General features: G+C 65.1%; 17 protein-coding genes. 9 read left to right on the top strand and 8 right to left on the bottom strand.

The features are described 5' to 3' along the window. Nucleotides 1-68: 68 nt before the first annotated feature. Both AC1DE1_RS16425 and AC1DE1_RS16420 read left to right on the top strand, forming a co-directional pair. On the top strand, nt 69-521 hold the full coding sequence (locus tag AC1DE1_RS16425; protein WP_441601748.1) for a fasciclin domain-containing protein: 453 nt from the start codon (nt 69-71) through the stop codon (nt 519-521). Nucleotides 522-626: 105 nt separating this feature from the next. Continuing rightward, nucleotides 627-815 carry a hypothetical protein gene (locus AC1DE1_RS16420; RefSeq protein WP_441601747.1) on the top strand — a complete coding sequence of 63 codons (189 nt, stop codon included), beginning with the start codon at nt 627-629 and terminating at the stop codon, nt 813-815. A gap of 215 nt (nt 816-1,030) precedes the next feature. On the opposite strand, the gene AC1DE1_RS16415 is transcribed toward AC1DE1_RS16420, so the two are convergent. After that, nucleotides 1,031-1,804, bottom strand: a complete 774-nt coding sequence (locus tag AC1DE1_RS16415; protein WP_477178520.1) for a class I SAM-dependent methyltransferase — start codon at nt 1,802-1,804, stop codon at nt 1,031-1,033. 278 nt (nt 1,805-2,082) lie between these two features. On the opposite strand from AC1DE1_RS16415, the gene AC1DE1_RS16410 reads away from it, so the two are divergent. The 4 genes from AC1DE1_RS16410 (at nt 2,083) to AC1DE1_RS16395 (ending at nt 5,763) form a co-directional block, all read left to right on the top strand. Beyond that, entirely contained in the window at nt 2,083-2,757 is a 675-nt protein-coding gene (locus AC1DE1_RS16410; protein ID WP_441601745.1) for a type 1 glutamine amidotransferase domain-containing protein, read from the top strand. 142 nt (nt 2,758-2,899) lie between these two features. Beyond that, a complete protein-coding gene (locus tag AC1DE1_RS16405; RefSeq protein ID WP_441601714.1) occupies nt 2,900-3,913 on the top strand; it encodes a two-component system sensor histidine kinase NtrB in 1,014 nt (337 codons plus the stop codon). Next, nucleotides 3,906-5,303 (top strand): nitrogen regulation protein NR(I), encoded by a 1,398-nt coding sequence (ntrC, locus tag AC1DE1_RS16400; RefSeq protein ID WP_441601713.1) that lies wholly within the window; start codon nt 3,906-3,908, stop codon nt 5,301-5,303. Before AC1DE1_RS16405 ends, ntrC begins: the two co-directional genes overlap by 8 nt. A gap of 10 nt (nt 5,304-5,313) precedes the next feature. Beyond that, entirely contained in the window at nt 5,314-5,763 is a 450-nt protein-coding gene (locus AC1DE1_RS16395; protein WP_441601712.1) for a GNAT family N-acetyltransferase, read from the top strand. 48 nt (nt 5,764-5,811) lie between these two features. On the opposite strand, the gene AC1DE1_RS16390 is transcribed toward AC1DE1_RS16395, so the two are convergent. Both AC1DE1_RS16390 and AC1DE1_RS16385 read right to left on the bottom strand, forming a co-directional pair. After that, on the bottom strand, nt 5,812-8,277 hold the full coding sequence (locus AC1DE1_RS16390; RefSeq protein WP_441601711.1) for a sensor domain-containing protein: 2,466 nt from the start codon (nt 8,275-8,277) through the stop codon (nt 5,812-5,814). Nucleotides 8,278-8,381: 104 nt separating this feature from the next. Further along, nucleotides 8,382-9,509, bottom strand: coding sequence for a hypothetical protein (locus tag AC1DE1_RS16385; RefSeq protein WP_441611134.1), 1,128 nt, complete (start codon nt 9,507-9,509; stop codon nt 8,382-8,384). A 116-nt stretch (nt 9,510-9,625) separates the two neighbouring features. Between AC1DE1_RS16385 and AC1DE1_RS16380 the strand changes: the two genes are divergently transcribed. Then, on the top strand, nt 9,626-10,909 hold the full coding sequence (locus AC1DE1_RS16380; RefSeq protein ID WP_441601709.1) for an acetyl-CoA C-acetyltransferase: 1,284 nt from the start codon (nt 9,626-9,628) through the stop codon (nt 10,907-10,909). A 26-nt stretch (nt 10,910-10,935) separates the two neighbouring features. After that, nucleotides 10,936-11,466 (top strand): energy transducer TonB, encoded by a 531-nt coding sequence (locus AC1DE1_RS16375; protein WP_441601708.1) that lies wholly within the window; start codon nt 10,936-10,938, stop codon nt 11,464-11,466. 406 nt (nt 11,467-11,872) lie between these two features. Here the strand turns inward: AC1DE1_RS16375 and AC1DE1_RS16370 are convergent, their stop codons facing one another. The 5 genes from AC1DE1_RS16370 to AC1DE1_RS16350 all read right to left on the bottom strand — a co-directional run bounded on the left by AC1DE1_RS16370 (nt 11,873) and on the right by AC1DE1_RS16350 (nt 16,797). Continuing rightward, on the bottom strand, nt 11,873-13,738 hold the full coding sequence (locus AC1DE1_RS16370) for a phospholipase D-like domain-containing protein (protein WP_441601707.1): 1,866 nt from the start codon (nt 13,736-13,738) through the stop codon (nt 11,873-11,875). A 30-nt stretch (nt 13,739-13,768) separates the two neighbouring features. Beyond that, nucleotides 13,769-14,353, bottom strand: a complete 585-nt coding sequence (locus AC1DE1_RS16365; protein WP_441601706.1) for a YceI family protein — start codon at nt 14,351-14,353, stop codon at nt 13,769-13,771. Beyond that, on the bottom strand, nt 14,350-14,823 hold the full coding sequence (locus AC1DE1_RS16360) for a SixA phosphatase family protein (RefSeq protein ID WP_441601705.1): 474 nt from the start codon (nt 14,821-14,823) through the stop codon (nt 14,350-14,352). The genes AC1DE1_RS16365 and AC1DE1_RS16360 overlap by 4 nt, the downstream gene beginning before the upstream one ends. Before the next feature lie 202 nt (nt 14,824-15,025). Beyond that, the gene (locus AC1DE1_RS16355; RefSeq protein WP_046971972.1) at nt 15,026-15,658 is read right to left on the bottom strand and encodes a ParA family protein; all 633 of its coding nucleotides are present in this window, start codon (nt 15,656-15,658) and stop codon (nt 15,026-15,028) included. A gap of 110 nt (nt 15,659-15,768) precedes the next feature. Beyond that, the gene (locus tag AC1DE1_RS16350) at nt 15,769-16,797 is read right to left on the bottom strand and encodes a hypothetical protein (RefSeq protein ID WP_441601704.1); all 1,029 of its coding nucleotides are present in this window, start codon (nt 16,795-16,797) and stop codon (nt 15,769-15,771) included. 166 nt (nt 16,798-16,963) lie between these two features. On the opposite strand from AC1DE1_RS16350, the gene AC1DE1_RS16345 reads away from it, so the two are divergent. Further along, entirely contained in the window at nt 16,964-17,164 is a 201-nt protein-coding gene (locus tag AC1DE1_RS16345; protein ID WP_046971974.1) for a hypothetical protein, read from the top strand. Nucleotides 17,165-17,214 lie beyond the last annotated feature (50 nt).

Below are 17,214 nucleotides of genomic sequence, written 5' to 3'. Positions count from 1 at the left end.
CTGTATCGGAGTTGCGGCTACGTCCGCTCTGGATCCGCATTTCGGATCTTCACTAAAGGCAAATACTCATGTCCACCAACGATTCCAACGTGTCTCGCGTTAGCAGCAAGAACCTCGTCGAAACAGCGGCTGCCAACGGCAGCTTCCATACCCTTGGCAAGGCGCTTGAAGCGGCAGAACTCACCAACGTGTTGAAGGGCACCGGCCCGTACACGGTCTTTGCGCCGACGGATGAGGCATTCGAGAAGCTGCCCAAGGATGTGCTGTCCAATTGGCTCAAGCCGGAAAACAAGGCCGAATTGATCTCGGTGCTGAAGTATCACGTGCTGCCGGGCCGCGCTTCGGCCGCGGACGTCGAGAAGCTCACCACACCGAAGATGATGCAGGGTCAGACCGCGACGGTCACCAAGGATGGCGACAAGCTCCGCATTGGCGCAGCCACCATCACCAAGGCAGACATCACCTCGAGCAATGGCATCATCCACGCGATTGATACCGTGAACGTGCCCACCAAGCACTAACCAGTACGGGTTGTGGTGGGGCAGCGCCCCGCCACAACACCTGTCGACCCATCGACAGGGATTCGCGTCCACCGGGGCGCAGCGTCAAAACTCAAGGTGACTATCATGGCTGGCCATTTTCGCTTTACCTCCCGACCCACTCGGCTAGCTAAGCTCATCCAGTCCGTCGGTGATCTGTTCGATCACGTGTTTGGTGAACCCTACAGGCAGCTCTCACCGGTGCTGTCGCAGCGGCAGCAGCTTGCCGCAGCGATGGAAGCGGCGCGCCGGCTCAAACGCGGCGCCGGACGATGATCCTCGGCGCCGTCACGCGATTCGGATATTTCTTCCGACCTTTTCGACGAGGCGCGTATCGACACGCGCCATCGATCGAAGAGCTGCATGTGATGCGCAAGAGCTGGTTGTCGCGAGTCACCGACTTGCGCCGCCGTTGGGTACGCGCCGCCGTGGAAGCGGTCTCGCGCTAGCCCATGGGGCCCTGCCGGAGCACGGATTGGCGTGCTCCCCTTTTAAGTCAGCGGCATCTCAGCCCTGAACAGCGCCACCTTTCCAACCTGCCATACAGTGACCTTGGCGAAATATTCGCTGAGTGCCGACTGCAAACTTGCCAGCGTGTCGTGGCGGTTTCCAAAGATGCCCTTGCGGTTGTAAAGCCCCATGAGGCGGCGCCCCAGCCAGTTGTGGTTGGCCTCATCGCCGAGGATGGTCGCGCCATACAGCTCGCCGCCCGGGGTCAGGTGAGTACCAAGCGTGGAAAACACCTTGCGCGCCTTGTCGGTCATCGTGCCCGGCAGGCAATGCAGGAGATAGAACAGGGAAATCGAATCGAACGTCCTGTCGCCGAGCGCACCGCTGGGCTGCAATACGTCATCGCGCACCAGCGTTGGCTGCAAGTTCGCGATGCGCGACGCTGCAGCCTTCAAGCTGTTGTCATTGAGATCCAGCAAGGTGACTTTCTGCCCGGGCTTGTCCGCGCTATGCGCCAGGTAGTAGCCCGAACCGACGCCCACATCGAGATGGTTGGAGCTCAGGTGTTGCTGGAAAAAAGGCAACAGCACGGCGTCCGTTGGACACTTCCACGCATAGTTGTTCGAGAAGCCCAGGACCCAGCGGTCATAAATCTTCAATACGCGATCTGAGTAGACGGCTGCGCCGTGCTCGGAATCGAGGGGGGCGGAAGGTTTGCTCATAGGTAACAGTGCTTCAGGCGGGGATGGGGAAAGGTGCGAAAGCGTCGATAGGGTACACGGCGACAGCATCGTGTTTTCAGCGCTGAGTCTCATGCACCTGCTGGCGACGTTCTTGCCATCACGTCGATCCATCCATCAGGACGCTTGGGCGTGCGCACGTGGCACGCATGTCAGATCTTGCGATGCAAGGGTTGAGAAGTCCGGTGGCGGAAAACTGATACCAAAGCTTGATAGACCCCTTTGCAAAGCCGGGGCAATCTTCGCGGACAGAGAACCGAACCATCGATCCATCGAGCGTGGTCGCCTGAAGCGGGAGGCATTCCATCGGGCGAGATGACAGGTCCTGGTCGCATCTAACGAGGGGTTACGGCATGAAGATACTGATGGTACTCACCTCACACGACATACTCGGAAACACGGGAAGGAAGACCGGCTTCTGGCTCGAAGAATTTGCGGCGCCGTATTACGTTTTTACCGATGCCGGCGTATCGGTGACGGTCGTATCACCCAAGGGCGGGCAGCCACCCATCGATCCCAAGAGCGATGACCCGAGCAATCAGACTCCTGCGCAGACCCGTTTCAAGGAAGACAAGGTGGCACAGAAGGTCTTGTCCAACACCGCACGCCTCGACTCCGTGTCTTCGAAGGACTTCGACACCGTGTTCTATCCGGGTGGCCACGGTCCCATGTGGGATCTCGCCGAAGATCCGGTCTCGATCAAGTTGATCGAATCGTTTTACGACAGCGGCAAACCCATTGCCTTTGTATGCCACGCTCCCGGCGTGTTGAGGCACGTCAAACACAAGGGCGAGCCACTGGTGAAGGGCAAGCACGTCACTGGCTTCACCAACGGCGAAGAAGAAGAAGTCCAGCTCACCCACGTCGTTCCCTTCCTGGTCGAAGACGAGCTGTTGAAGCTCGGCGCCACTTTCGAGAAGAAGGCCAACTGGGAAGTGTTCGCCGTCACCGACGGTCGCCTCGTCACCGGTCAGAACCCTGCCTCTTCGACGGCCGGCGCGAAGGCACTCATGGCCCTGTTCAAATAGGTTGGCGAGGAGTGGAGCCGACCGCGACGAGCATCGGGCGCTGACAGAAGCGCGCCTGGGCGACCGGCTTCGACAACCCCATAGATCGGCCCCCGCCCCATGCGGCGTTGCACCAAGCCGGCGCATTGTCCATGATGGTGCAATGAACGATACAGCAGCGCGAGGGTGGGCGGAGCCGTTGGCGACCGGGATGGCGCTGGCGGACGAGCGGCTGCGCCTGTTGTGGGTGAATCCGGCCTTGGCGGAATTGCTCGATATCGGTCCGCGCAGTGCCGTGGGGCAGTCGCTGGTGGTGTTGTTGCATCGACCGGAGTGGATGGCGCTGGCCGAGCGCGCCCTGCAGGAGCCATCGCCGCACCAATTGCGTGGCATCGACATACCGTCGGCGCGCGGCGAGATGGCGCGGGTCGATGTGTCGATGCAGCGGCTTGCCAGTGGCGAGCTGTTGCTCGAAGTGCATGCGCTGGCGCCGCCGGCTCCCTCGGGCACGCCGCTTTCGGCTACGTTGCGCGGGTTCGCCCATGAGGTGAAGAATCCCCTGGCCGGTTTGCGCGGTGCGGCGCAGTTGCTGCAGCGGCGCGTCGAGGACGACCAGCTGCGCAGCCTTGCCGGCCTGGTGATTGCCGAAGCCGATCGGCTGGCCGCCCTGGCCAATCGCCTGTTGCACCATGACGGCGCCGCAGCGCAATTGGGTGACGTCAACATCCACGTGCAACTGGAGCGACTCGGCGACCTGCTGATGGCCGAACCCGCGCCACCGACCGTACGCCACGACTACGACCCGAGCCTGCCTGACATCTACGGCGACGCCGACCGTCTGCTGCAGCTGCTGCTCAACCTGGCGCGCAACGCCGTCGAAGCAGGCGCGAAAACCCTGGTGTTCCGCACCCGTGCCGAACCATCGGTACGGCTGGGCGAACGCATGGCGCGCATGGCGCTGCGCGTGGACGTGGTCGATGACGGCCCGGGCGTACCCGAACATCTGCGCGATACCTTGTTCGAACCGCTGGTATCCGGTCGCGCCGATGGCAGTGGACTGGGACTGGCGCTGGCGCGGGAGATTGCGCGCGAGCACGGTGGCGAGCTGCGCCATGTGGATCGCGCAGGCGAAACCACGTTCTCCCTTTATCTGCCCATGGGGCACGCGCATGACTGAATCAGCCCACGAGATCTGGATTGCCGACGATGATCGCGGCGTGCGCTTCGTGCTCGCCGAAGCGCTGCGCGACGCCGGCCTCGACGTGCGCGAGTTCGGCGACGCCGAGGCGGTACGCGACGCACTGCGCTCCTCGTCGCCCGCCTTGTTGCTCACTGACGTACGCATGCCGGGCGAGGGTGGACTTGCCCTCATCGCCGCGCTGAAGGCACAAGGCCTGGGCCCGGTGATCGTGATGAGCGCTTTTACCGATGTGGCGACCACGGCGGCGGCTTATCGCGCCGGCGCGGTGGACTATCTCGCCAAGCCGTTCGATCTCGATCAGGCGGTGGCCGCCGTGCAGCGCGCGCTGGCCGATCTGCCGACTGCGACGACGACGCCTGAAGCGGCCCCTGCGCCAACCCACGCCTTGCTGGGCGATAGCCCGGCCATGCGCGAAGTGTTTCGCCTGATCGGTCGCGTGGCGGCAAGCGATCTCAACGTGCTGATCACCGGCGAAACCGGTACCGGCAAGGAGCTGGTGGCGCGTGCCCTGCATGACGAAAGCGCGCGCCGCGGCAAACCCTTCGTGGCGCTCAACACGGCGGCGATTCCCAGCGAACTGCTGGAAAGCGAATTGTTCGGCCACGAGGCGGGTGCCTTCACCGGGGCCACGCGCCGCCATGCCGGACGCTTCGAACAGGCCGAAGGCGGCACGCTGTTTCTCGATGAGATCGGCGATATGCCGCTGGCCTTGCAGACGCGCCTGCTGCGCGTGCTGGCGGGCGGCGAGTTCTATCGCGTGGGCGGTCGTGAACTGATCCGCGGCAATGTGCGCATCATCGCCGCCACCCACCAGGACCTGGATGCGCGCGTCGCCGCCGGCCAGTTCCGTGCCGATCTCAAGCATCGCCTCGATGTGGTGCGCATCGAACTGCCGCCGCTGCGCCAGCGACGCTCGGATATCCCGCTGCTGGCACGGCACTTCCTTGCCAGTGCCGCGCAGGAACTGCATCTCGCGCCCAAGCGGTTTTCCAAGGCGGCACTCAAGGTCGTGGGGCAGCGCGACTTCTCGGGCAATGTGCGCGAGCTGGAAAACCTGTGCCGTCGACTGGCGGTGATTGCGCCGGGCAACGAGATTCTTCCCGCGGACCTGGGCGCGGGTGCCGCGAACAGTCCGGCTGGCGGCTGGACCGACGCCTTGCGCGAATGGGTGACGCAGGCCCTGGCCGATGGCGAGCTCGACATCCACACACGTGCCCGGGCAGCGCTCGACCAGACCCTGCTGCAAGTCGCGCTCGAAGCGCACGAAGGCCATCGCCAGCATGCGGCCGCCGCGCTGGGCGTTGGCCGCAACACCTTGACCCGCAAGCTCGGCGCGTCACGAACGCGCGGGCCTGCCAAGCCTTGAGAGATCCCGCATGAGCATCGAGATACGCATCGCCCACCGCGACGATATTGCGCATATTGCGCAATGGAACACCGCCATGGCGTGGGAAACCGAGCAGAAGTCACTGGCGCCCGAGGTGATCGAGCGTGGCGTGACGGCGGTGTTCGACGAACCGCGACGCGGCTTCTATCTGGTGGCCGAACGTGCGGGCGAGCCGGTGGGATGCCTGCTGGTGACCTACGAATGGAGCGACTGGCGTGCGGGAGACTTCTGGTGGATCCAGAGCGTCTACGTGGTGGAGTCGGCGCGTCGGGAAGGCGTGTTTCGCAGCCTGTACGACGATGCGAAGCAGCGCGCGGGTCAGGCTGGAGCCGTTGGCTTGCGTTTGTATGTGGAGACGGAGAATGAGCGGGCGCAGCGCACGTATGCTGGGCTCGGCATGGAGCGGTGTCATTACTTCATGTACGAAGCGGAATTCTGAGGCGTTGGTCGCGCACAGGGTGCGCTCCTACAAGGGGCGCGGTATGGCTCAGGCGGGCAGCAGCTGCTGACTGAACTGTTCGGGCGGTATCGCGGTGCCGAACAGGAAGCCCTGCAGCAGTGAGCAGCCGGCGCGGCGAAGGTGTTCCGCTTGCGCCGCAGTCTCCACGCCTTCGGCCACCACGCTCATGTCCAGGCCGCGAGCCATGGTGATGATGGCGTCGGTGATGGCAGCGTTGTCCGCATCGGTGGCGATATCGCGCACGAAGGTGCGGTCGATCTTCAGCGCGTCGATCGGGAAATACTTCAGGTAGGACAGGCTGCAATAGCCGGTGCCGAAATCGTCCAGCGCGAGGCTGACGCCCAGGTCCTTGATGCCTTGCATCAGCGCCCGGCTCTGGTCGCCCGCGGACATCACCATGCGCTCGGTGAGTTCCAGCTCGATCAGCGATGGCGGCAGCTGCGCTTCTTCCAGCGCACTCTTGAGCGTGGCATGGAAACCCGGGTGCTGGAACTGCGGCGCAGCCACGTTCACCGCCACCACGATGGGCCTGCCGGCGCGATACCACGCACCGGCCTGTCGACAAGCCTGGCGGATGACCCACTCGCCGATGGGTACGATCAGGCCGCTTTCTTCGGCCACCGGAATGAACTGGTCCGGCATGTAGACGTCGCGGCCTTCCACCTGCCAGCGCAAAAGCGCTTCGGCGCCGACGATGACGCCGGTGCGCGCATCGACCTTGGGCTGGTAGTGCAGATGCAGGTCGCCACGTTTGAGCGCCTTGCGCAGATCCTGCTCGATGCGCAGGCGCGCCGCCGGCAGTTCGCTCATCTGCGAGGTGAAGAAGCGGTAGTCGTTGCGACCCTTCATCTTCACTTCGTACATGGCGATGTCGGCGTTGCGCAGCATCGCTTCGGCATCGAGGGCATCGTCGGGATAAACGCTGATGCCCACGCTATAGGTGATGTTGAACTCGCCCATCTTGCTGGCCGGCGAGGCCTGCCACAGCCGCATCAGTTTCTCGCACAGCTGGCTGGCACCCGAACGCCCGTCAACGTGCGAAAGCAGCACCACGAATTCGTCGCCGCCGATGCGGCTGACGGTGTCTTCGTTGCGCAGGTGATGGCGAAGGTGTGCCGCAAACTCACGCAGCAGATCGTCGCCGGCGCTGTGGCCCAACGCGTCGTTGATCAGCTTGAAGTGATCGATGTCGATGTGCAGCAGCGCGGCTTCGTCGTGACGGCGCACCGCGGCGGCCAGCACCTGCTCCAGGCGCGACTGCAGCAGGCTGCGGTTGGGCAGGCCGGTGAGCGTGTCGTGCTGCGCCAGGTGCGCCATCTTCAGCGCCAGCGCGCGCGTCTCGCTCACGTCGTGGAACACCAGCACGCCGCCGATGACGCTGCCGGCATGGTCGTGGATCGATGCGGCGGAATCTTCGATCGGCGTTTCGAAACCGTTGCGATGCAGCAGCACCGCATTGCCTTTCAGTTCCACGATGGCATCGCGCGTGATGGCATCGAGCAGCGGGCTGTGCAACGGTTCGCGCGTGCGGCTGTCGATCAGGCGGAACACCTCGCTCATCGGCTTGCCGACCGCTTCGGCCTGGCTCCATCCGGTCATCGCCTCGGCGATCGGGTTGAGCGAGGTCACGCAATGCCGCAGATCCGTGGTGATCACCGCGTCCCCGATCGAGCGCAAGGTCACTTCGGCCAGCTCGCGTTCGCGGAACAGGGCTTCCTCATAAGACTTGCGCTGGCTGATGTCGAGGATTTGCGCGACGGCGTGATACGGCTCGCCATTGATTGCACGCACCAGCGAAACGCTGAGCAGCACGTACACCACATGACCATCGCGGTGGATGTAGCGCTTCTCCAATTGATACGTCTCGCGCCGGCCCTCCCGTAGTGAGCGCGACAGCTCGCGCGAGGCGGGCAGGTCGTCGACGTGGGTGAGATCGGGCAGGGCGCGCGTCAGCAGTTCCTGTTCGCTATAGCCCAGCATGTCGCACAGTGCTGCGTTGACGCGGAGCATCTGGCCTTCGGTGGTGACCAGCGCCATGCCGATCGGCGCATGCTGGAACGCGCCGAAGAAACGCTGCTCGCTTTCGCGCAGCTGCAATTCCAGCGCATGGCGCGCGGTGATGTCGGTAAACACGGTGAACACGCCGCGCACCTGGCCGTCGTCATCCACGTCCGGCTGGAAATTGCCGTGCACATAGCAGCGCGCGGCGCCGGCAAACAGTTCGCCTTCGTAGACGGCGGGCTCGCCGGCCAGGGCTTGCTCAAGGCAGGCGCCGGCGCGTTCCAGATTCCACATGCCGATGACTTCGTCGACCGTGCGACCCATCATGCGTGCGGGGTCGATGCCCAGCCAGGTGCGATGGGTGGCGTTGACGAAGCGAAAACGCCGGTCGCGATCCACATAGGTGATCAAGGCGGGCGCGCCGTCCAGCACGTGGGCGGGCCAATGCGCCTCGCCTCCTGCTGGGACGAACTCGTGATCGGTTTCGCGCATCTTCGGTTCGGCCCGCTGGCGCACCCCCCGCGCCTTGTCAGCGCATCATGCGCCAACTGAAGCCGGCTGTGCAGGGTCCTTGCTCAACTCCAACGAGCAAGCATTCAGTGCAAGGCCTGGGCGGGCGCACCAAGCTGGCCATCGGCATCGAGCAGGATGCAGCCCAGCGCATGTAAATCGGCAGGCACACCATGGCGTTGCGCCAGCTCGGTCACCAGCGGACCCAGGGCCTTGGGATGCAGCGGATAGCCATGCGCGAGCACGCGGGCACGGCCGCCGTCGCCACGCTGCGCAAGCGTCACCGCCACCACGCCCAGGCCAGGTGCTTCGTGCGCATACAGCGCCGGCGCGTCGTAACCGGCATCAGCGTTGCCGAAGGTTTCGAGCAAGTAGCCCGAGCCGGGCTCGCCATCAGCAAACACCAGCGGCACGTGATGCGCATCGAGCAGTGCGGCGTATTGGCGCAGTTCGAATACCGCACCGGCGACATCGTGGGCGCGCTGATGGAGATCGTTCGGTTGACTGCGCAACCAGTCGGCAGGCGATTGCACTTCGACCTTGCCCTGGTGATAGCGCAGTGCCAGGCCACGCGCGCTGAGCGTGCTCTCATCGCGATAGGGCGTGAGCAGGGCGGCCTCGAGCAGGCTCCATAGCGGCGCGAGGTTGACGTGTTCGTATTGCACGCAGGTGAGCGCGAGCAGGTCGTTGCGGCTCAGGTAGCGCGCGTGTTCCAGCCGCACGCCAAACGTGCGCATCAGCCAGTCCGCCGTACGGGCGCCGGCTTCGCCGCGGCCCACCAGCTCCACTTCGAGCTTTTCCGAGAGGCTCTCGGCCAGCGCTTCGGGCGCCAGCAGCGAGATCGGCAGCAGGCGCATCGGGCCATCGGCAAAGGCGGCTTCGGGTTCCAGCGGCTGGGCAGGCATGTGGCCCTCGTGGGTGCCGAAGGCCACCACGTTCTCCAGATGGCCGCGCGGCACGCGCCGGGCCAGCTCGTCCAGCGTGGTCCACACCGGGAAACCCGGGCGCAGCAGTTCCACCGCGTCGAACAGGGCCCCGGCCAGGGCGAGGCGGGCCTCGTCCACCTGGGGCACCAGCGTGTGCAGGTCGGCGGCGACCAGCGCGGCCAGTTCGGCGGCCTCATCGCGGCTCAGCGTACGGTGCGAGGGCGTGTCACCGGCGGAAAGCTCCAACGCGAGGACCACGGGGAGGGCGACGAGTGTTTGTGCTTCCACGGTTGACGAACCCGAACAGCAAAGAACTGGATTCTAGCATTTGAGGCATTTTGGACTTTCTTGGCATGCCGGGGCGGGTTAGCCTTGACGACTCGGCTCTTCGGACTGCTCCAGCCATGGAAAACACGCTCAAGCGCGTCGGTGTGATCGGCGGTGTACGTATCCCGTTCTGCCGCAACAACACCGCCTACGCCGATGTCGGCAACTTCGGCATGTCGGTGAAAGTGCTTGGGTCCCTGGTGGAACGCTACGGCCTGCACGGCGTGGAGCTGGGCGAAGTGGCCATGGGCGCGGTGATCAAGCACGCCTCCGAGTGGAACCTGGCGCGCGAAGCGGTGCTGTCCTCGGGACTGGCGCCCACCACGCCGGGTATCACCACCGCCCGCGCCTGCGGCACCTCGCTGGACAACGCCATCATCATTGCCAACAAGATCGCCACCGGGCAGATCGAAGCGGGCATTGCGGGCGGCTCGGATACCACCAGCGACGTACCCATCGTGCTGGGCGAGCGCCTGCGCAAGCGTCTGCTGGCGGTCAACCGTGCCAAGACCTGGCAGGAGAAGCTGCGCACCGCCACGCAGGGTTTTTCGCTGAAGGAACTCAAGCCGGCGTTCCCCGGCGTGGCCGAGCCGCGCACCGGCATGTCGATGGGCGACCACTGCGAGAAGATGGCCAAGGAGTGGCATATCGCGCGTCAGGCGCAGGATCAACTCGCGCTGGACAGCCACCGCAAGCTCGCCGCGGCTTATGACGCCGGCTTCTTCGAGGATCTGGTGGTGCCGTTCCGCGGCCTGAAGCGCGACGGTTTCCTGCGTCCCGACAGCACGTTGGAGAAACTCGGCTCACTCAAGCCGGCATTCGACAAGAGCTCCGGCCATGGCACGCTCACCGCAGGCAATTCCACCGGTCTGTCCGATGGCGCTGCCGCCGTGCTGTTGGGCACCGAGGAATGGGCGAGCAAGCGCGGCCTGACCGTGCAGGCCTGGTTCCGCGATGCGGAAGTGGCTGCGGTCGATTTCGTGCATGGCGAAGGCCTGCTGATGGCGCCGACCGTCGCGGTGCCGCGCATGCTGGCGCGCCATGGACTCAGCCTGCAGGATTTCGACTTCTACGAAATCCACGAGGCATTCGCTGCCCAGGTGTTGTGCACGCTGCGTGCATGGGAAAGCGCCGAGTACTGCAAGCACCGTCTCGGCCTCGACCAGCCCCTGGGTGCGATCGATCCGGCCAAGCTCAACGTCAATGGTTCCAGCCTCGCCGCCGGTCACCCGTTCGCGGCCACCGGTGCGCGCGTCGTCGCCACGCTGGCCAAGCTGCTTGAGCAGAAAGGTTCGGGGCGTGGCCTGATTTCCATCTGCACCGCCGGCGGCATGGGCGTCACCGCCATCCTCGAACGCTGAGCGATCCGCTCGGCCCGCTCATCGCGATGTTTCGACTGCGCACCACCGTCTGCCTGAGCCTGCTCGCGCTGGCGATCGGCGTGGCGGGCACGGCATGGCTCAGCACGTTCACCGGCGACTGGCAAGGCCCGGCAGGCGCAGCGTCCGCCAGCAGCGACAAAGTCCGCCGGATCCTGCGCCGTCATACACGCGCACCGGCCGCACGCGAACCTGCAGCTCCGACCACAACTGCACGTACACGCATCGTGGCTGCAGCAGCGCGGACCACCGACGAGCTGCCCACGCTCACGCCCATCGACATGCCGTCACTGGCGACGCCATGGCTGCAGCGCGCTGTCTTCGCCAGCGGGCGCGTGGTGTTGAAGCTCAGCATCGATGGCGAAGGCCGCGTGGGTCAGGCAGCGGTAGCCGAATCCAGCGGCAACGCAGGCCTCGACGACCGCGCATTGCGTACCGCAACGCGCTGGCGCTTCGCCGTCCCCGGCGACCACCCCAACGGTCTGATGGGCCAATTGGTCATGCGCTTCGACGACACCCCGACAGCCGCACCCTTGTAGGAGCGCACTTGTGCGCGACCGCGGCATTGATGGGTACCTCGCCCTGGGGCTGTCGCGCACAAGTGCGCTCCTGCAAAAACAGGTTCCGGGTTACAACACGCCCTGCACGCTGTTTTCGGGCGTGTATCGATCAGCTCCAGGCAACGCCGCCTCCTGTGGGAGCGCACCCTGTGCGCGACTGCGGCCTCGATGTTCGCCGCACCGTGGGGCTGTCGCGCACAGGGTGCTCTTACAACGAGAGATTCCGGGTTACGGCACGCTCTGCACGCTTTCGCGAGAGTATCGATCAGCTCCAGGCAACACCGTCTCCTGTGGGAGCGCACCCTGTGCGCGACTGCGGCATCGATGATTGCCTCGTGGTTGGGTTGTCGCGCACAGGGTGCGCTCCCACAGATGAGGTCTCGCGCTACAGCACGCCCTGCACGCCCGCACCAAACGCCGTAATCAACCGCGTATAGATCAGCTTCGGCGACACATCGACATCGGGGAAATCGCCCACCGGCGTATAGCAGCTGAGAAAGGCCGGATCGCTGGGCCGCATCGGTATGCAACCGGCCTTGAGGTCATAGCTGGTGGCGTAGCGATACGGCCACAGGTCGAAGATCGGCAGGCTGGCGGAGAAATCGCCGATCGCCATGCTCAGGCTGCTCTGCTCTCGCTTTGCGATCACCCATGCATTCTCCGGCTGCGTGTCGCGCAGGATGCTGTCGCGCAACTCGCTGGCGAAACGGGCGTCGTAGACGATCACGCCTGCCTCGGTGTTGTAGTGATCCGAGCGGGGATCGAAATTGTGCGAGCCGACCATGGCGAAATCGTCATCGACTACCAGCGACTTGGCATGCAGGCCGAAGCGGCGGCCGGTCGTGGTCAGCGGGGCCGGGCGGTTGCGGCGCGCGGTGCTGCGACTGCCGAGCAGGCCGCGCTCCGTGCCGACCCGGTGGCGCGCCTGCGTGCCGCCTTGGGCAAGCGGGGGGGGACCTTCATCGGCCGCGGCATCGGCGTTGTCCTCGGCCGGACCGGCCGCATGCGGCTTCATCTCGTAGATCTCGAAACCGTAATCCTTGAGATAACGCTTGCGGTGCTTGTACGAGAGCGCATACACCGCGAACGCATCGGTCGAGGCAAGGGAGTTGGTCGACACCACGATGCGCGGTGGCGAGTCGCCCTGGTGCAGCCGTTCGAAAATCGCCTTGGCCCGGTCGCTCATCACCAGGTACGGCGTCTGCAGCACTACTTCGTGCTGCGCGGAGCCCACCATGCGCATGAGGTGCGTGGTGAATTCGTGGGCGCTGCGCTTGCCGGGCTCGTCGGTCTTGGCCGGGAGATCGCTGAAATAATCGACGCGGCCGGTGCGCAAGGTGTCGGACACCAGCACGTCGTCGATCCAGTCGGTGTCGCCTGCTTCCTCCACCACGCGTGCCACGCGCTGCGGATGCGCATAGCGCGGTTCCGGCAAGGGGCCGGGATGGAAGTCGTCGAGCAGATAGTGGTTGACGTCGCGCAGGTGGGTCAGCGGCGTGGAGCGCTTGTGGTTCCAGAACGTCGCAAAGCTCGAGGCCATCTCTCGTGCGGCCGGTCCGCCCACCATCACGTCACGATCGACGTAGTCGAAGTCGTTGTCCCAGTCGAAATAGCGGTCCTGGTAGTTGCGACCGCCGGTGATGCCGATCGTGTCATCCACCAGCAGCAGCTTGTTGTGCATGCGCTGGTTGAACGTCATGAAGCAGCACACGATGCTCGCGCTGAATTCCACCACCGAGGTCTGCGCCTCATGGAAGGTCGGGTTGTACAGACGCACCTGGAGGTTCTCGTGCACCGTGGCCAGCCGTTCCAGCAGCACGGGGTCGCCGAAGGAGAACAGCTGGTCGGCAAGGATGCGCACCTTCACGCCGCGTCGCGCCGCCTTGATCAGTTCGTCCAGCACCAGCTGGCCGGCATCGTCCTGGTCCCAGATGTAGGTCTGCACATCGATGCTGTGCTGGGCGGCGCGGATCAGGTTGAGGCGCGCGACCATCGCCGCCTCGCTGTCGTTGAGCAGGGTGACCACGTGCACCGGCTCGTCGGGCGTCGAATCGCTGATCGCCTGATGCGCGGCATCGAGCAGCGGCGAGGCGATGGCGCAGTGGTCGGGATGGCCGCAATTGAGCTGGCGCTCCACGCCCGCGGCGACGGCGTCGTCGGCGCGTCGGATGCGCGAGGGCGAGACGCTGCATCCCGACAGGATCAGGATCGCTACAAGCACAAAGGAGACGGCGATCCAGCGTTGGCGCATGCCGCGATGATACGGGAGACCGCGGCGCACTCAGTCAGTGTTGGCTGAACGCGCGGCGTAATCCAGACTAATCATCATGCCCAGTTGCACCTGGTCCGAAATGGCCGTGCGATGGTTGCTCATGCCGAAATCGCTGCGCTGGATGGTGCCGCGCACCGAGATCACGCATTGCTGCGGCAAGTCGAGCGGGCAGTGCGAGGGCAGTACTTCGAAATGCGCCGGCTTGGTGACGCCGCGCATGGTCAGCTCGCCGTCCAGGTCGCCGCCTTTCTCCAGCATGGCGAGCGAAATCGGTTCGGACACGAAATGGATCGAAGGAAAACGCGACGCATCGAAAAACTCCGGCGCCAACACCCAGCGGCGGATGCGGTCAGAGTTCATGTGGATGCTCTCCACCGTGATATGGGCGTCGACGACGGCGGTGTCGTGCAGGCTGCTGAGCGTGACGTCGCCATCGATCTCCTGGAAGCGGCCGTTGAGCTGGGTCAGCCAGAACAGCTTCACGCCGAAGTCGGCATGCGAGCGGGCCGGATCGATGCGGTAATCCGCTGCTTGTGCCGGCAGCAGGGTGAGCAACAACAGCACAAGACAGCAGCTGACGTACGGCAAACTCATGGGGACCAGAAAGCATCCAGGCGGGCGTTGCCGGGTTCAAGTGCGCCATCGAGATGAAGCACGGCCAGGGCCGCGGGCGGCATGCCGCGGAATTCGTCGGAACGGCCTTCGACCAGCAGCGCCACCAGCCGTTCGATGCCGGGATTGTGGCCGACCAGGACCACCGTGCCGGCATCGCCGTGCTGGTCCAGCAGGGCCAGCAGTTCGCCGGGCGTGGCGTCGTAGATGTCGTCGGCAAACTCGGTGACCGGGACGTAGCTGTACGCGGCCAGGGCCAGCGCCGCCGTGGCGCGCGTACGCTCGGAAGGCGAGCACAGCACGCGGTCGGGCTTCACGCCGTGCGACGCCAGCCACTTGCCGGCGGCCTTGGCTTCCTGCTCCCCGCGTCCGCTCAGGCGCCGGCTGTGGTCGTCGCCGCCGGTGGGAGCCGGCTGAGCTTCGGCGTGACGCAACAGGATGAGTTCGTGCATGGTTGGCTCCTGGTAATACGCTGTACTACGCAGTGACAGGGCCACTGCTTCCGTGGGCCCGCGGGTCGCGATGCTCGACGGGCCCAGGCCAACCGCCTGCGCAACGCCGCGCCTCCCACCTCGCCGACTTGCTGGACATCATGCCACCCTCGCTGAGCAGAACAGAGCACCGTTTGGCCGCACCGGATCACGGTTAGACCATTCAGTGCTGGCGCTTGATCCAGCGGAGCAGATGTTTCCAGTCTTCCTGATGGCTACGCACGTTTTCCGACCCGTAATCAAAGATCCCTTTGCCCAGAGCCGTCAGCAGCACATAGGCCTGGCTGTCACGCAACTGCGCCACCAGCGGAAACGGCGCCTGCTCGGACAGCTGCGACATCGCGTCCTGACTGGCGTTGGTCCACGGCTTGAGGCGGTTGCCGACCAGGCCCACCGGCAACTTGCCTCGTTTGACGCGATTGATCTGCTTGAGTTCCTCGAGAAAGCCGAACGTGGCATCGAGGTCAAAGGTTGACGGCAGCACCGGCACCAGCACGATGTCGGCTTTCTCCAGATAGGGCTCCAGGTCTTTTTCCTGCGAGCCCGCCGGCGTATCGATGAGTACGCGCTGCGTATCGGGAGGGAGTTTTTCCATCGAGCGGCGGCCGCCTTCCACGGCCAGAACGCCGGGGACGTTGTCAGGGCGATTGGCTGCCCAGCGGAAACCAGACTTCTGCCGGTCGGCGTCGACGATGGCGGTGTGCTTGCCATCCTGCGCCCAGTGCGAGGCCAATTGCGTGACCAGCGTGCTCTTGCCGCAACCGCCTTTGCTGCTTGCTACCAGTACCGTCAGCATGATGCCGCCCCAGTGTCCAAGCCGGGCCCCAGCCTACACGATGGCCGGGGCGTCGACGCAAGCATGAGTGTCCTTCTGCAGGGCTGGCGTTGCCTGGATCGGCGTGGCGATCAGCCGGCCTTGGTCGGCTCCCATTCGGACGGCGCATCGACGGGCATGTTGTAGTCGTGCAAGGCGGTGAGCACCAGGCTCATCTGGGTGCCGCCCGAGCGGGCCAGCTTGAGCAGATGCTGGGCCACGGCGGTATCGCCCTTGGCACGCACGGAGAGCTGGGAGAAGCTCTGCACCTGCCACACCAGGTTGCGGCGCAGGCGCTTGGCGTCTTCCTGCTGGGATGCATCGTCGGCCAGTACTTCGCGCAGATGCAGGCCAAGGGAACGGGCCAGCGGGCTCGAGCCCCATTCCAAGAGTTTGCCCAGGGTCAGGCAATCCGCCTTGATCTGGGGTTTGTCGGCGTTCTCTTCGCAAAGGCGGGCGGTGGCCTGGAGGGCAGGCTGCGGCTGGCCTTCGGCCAGACCGAATACCAGGGTCAGCTGCACGTCGGCCCCATTGGTGGCCGAAAGTGGTCCCACCACGTTGGTGGGCGGCGGCAGCACGGTCACCGTGCTCGACAACGCCTTCAGCGTCGCCCCGGTGTAGTCGTCGTAAATCTTTGCGGCGGCCGCCTTGGCGAGATCCTGGCGGGCGTCGTCGTTCTTGCCGTCGCGCAGGTCCTGGCCCAGCTTGAGCAGCCACACGGCCGCGTTGTCCGGCGCCTGCTGCACCAGCTTGGCCACGGCGTCGGCGTTGGGACAGTCCGAGGCCTTGGCGTCGCAGTCGCTCAGGCGGGCCCAGCTGATCTCCGGGCCGGCTCCCTGGGCGGCCGCAGCCCGGTCGATCAGGGTGTGGTAGCTGTTGAAATCCGGCTGGTCCGACAGGGGCCGGGCCAGCAAGGCGGCGCCCATCAGCGGGATCGGATCGGCCTGCGGGGCGGTCACGCTGACCAGATCCTTCTGGTATTGCAGCAGCGCCTGGCGGCGGGCGGGCGAGGTGGCATCCGTGGCAGCGGGCGGCGTTTTTGCGGGGGCCTTGGCCGCCAAAGCCGGGTCACAGGCCGCGGCCAGCAGCAGGGCAAATGTGAAGAAGCGCCGTCCAAGCATCGAGTAGTCCTTACACTGAGCCAACAATCAGGATAACGTCCAAGGATTAAGCTCGCCTGATCCGCTGGACGCGACGGGCGGGAGAATGCGTCCCAGCTTGTTAGCATGGCCGCTTCGCGACGCCCCGGGGTGATACGTCATCCTGCGCAGCACAGGAGAAAACCACGTGAACGACATTTCCTTTTTGGCCGACGGCCGTGCGGCGCCCTGGTTCGTGGGCTGGGGCACGCTGGCGTTGATCAACGCAGGCCTCGCCCAGGGCAAGAACCGCAGCGGCCTGCTGTGGTTTCTGCTGTCGCTGGTGCTCGGGCCGCTGGCCACGCTGGTGCTGGTGTTGATGCCCAAGGCGCGCCAGACGCTGTTCTAAGCGGGTCCAGAAACGAAAAAACCCGGTGCGTTGCCGCACCGGGTTCGGGG

The sequence above is a fragment of the Dyella sp. 05T440 genome (assembly GCF_056395965.1).
The sequence above is the reverse complement of the archived record's forward strand: the minus strand, read 5'-3'. Positions and strand labels throughout refer to the sequence as shown.

Excerpts from the sequence above, each read along its gene's own strand:
- AC1DE1_RS16425 (WP_441601748.1), top strand. The coding sequence starts at position 69 with ATGTCCACCAACGATTCCAACGTGTCTCGCGTTAGCAGCAAGAACCTC.
- AC1DE1_RS16365 (WP_441601706.1), bottom strand. The coding sequence starts at position 14,353 with ATGAGTTTGCCGTACGTCAGCTGCTGTCTTGTGCTGTTGTTGCTCACC.
- AC1DE1_RS16370 (WP_441601707.1), bottom strand. The coding sequence starts at position 13,738 with ATGCGCCAACGCTGGATCGCCGTCTCCTTTGTGCTTGTAGCGATCCTG.
- AC1DE1_RS16390 (WP_441601711.1), bottom strand. The coding sequence starts at position 8,277 with ATGCGCGAAACCGATCACGAGTTCGTCCCAGCAGGAGGCGAGGCGCAT.
- AC1DE1_RS16395 (WP_441601712.1), top strand. The coding sequence starts at position 5,314 with ATGAGCATCGAGATACGCATCGCCCACCGCGACGATATTGCGCATATT.
- AC1DE1_RS16360 (WP_441601705.1), bottom strand. The coding sequence starts at position 14,823 with ATGCACGAACTCATCCTGTTGCGTCACGCCGAAGCTCAGCCGGCTCCC.
- AC1DE1_RS16420 (WP_441601747.1), top strand. The coding sequence starts at position 627 with ATGGCTGGCCATTTTCGCTTTACCTCCCGACCCACTCGGCTAGCTAAG.
- AC1DE1_RS16415 (WP_477178520.1), bottom strand. The coding sequence starts at position 1,804 with ATGAGACTCAGCGCTGAAAACACGATGCTGTCGCCGTGTACCCTATCG.
- AC1DE1_RS16375 (WP_441601708.1), top strand. The coding sequence starts at position 10,936 with ATGTTTCGACTGCGCACCACCGTCTGCCTGAGCCTGCTCGCGCTGGCG.
- AC1DE1_RS16350 (WP_441601704.1), bottom strand. The coding sequence starts at position 16,797 with ATGCTTGGACGGCGCTTCTTCACATTTGCCCTGCTGCTGGCCGCGGCC.
- AC1DE1_RS16355 (WP_046971972.1), bottom strand. The coding sequence starts at position 15,658 with ATGCTGACGGTACTGGTAGCAAGCAGCAAAGGCGGTTGCGGCAAGAGC.
- AC1DE1_RS16405 (WP_441601714.1), top strand. The coding sequence starts at position 2,900 with ATGAACGATACAGCAGCGCGAGGGTGGGCGGAGCCGTTGGCGACCGGG.
- AC1DE1_RS16380 (WP_441601709.1), top strand. The coding sequence starts at position 9,626 with ATGGAAAACACGCTCAAGCGCGTCGGTGTGATCGGCGGTGTACGTATC.
- AC1DE1_RS16410 (WP_441601745.1), top strand. The coding sequence starts at position 2,083 with ATGAAGATACTGATGGTACTCACCTCACACGACATACTCGGAAACACG.
- ntrC (WP_441601713.1), top strand. The coding sequence starts at position 3,906 with ATGACTGAATCAGCCCACGAGATCTGGATTGCCGACGATGATCGCGGC.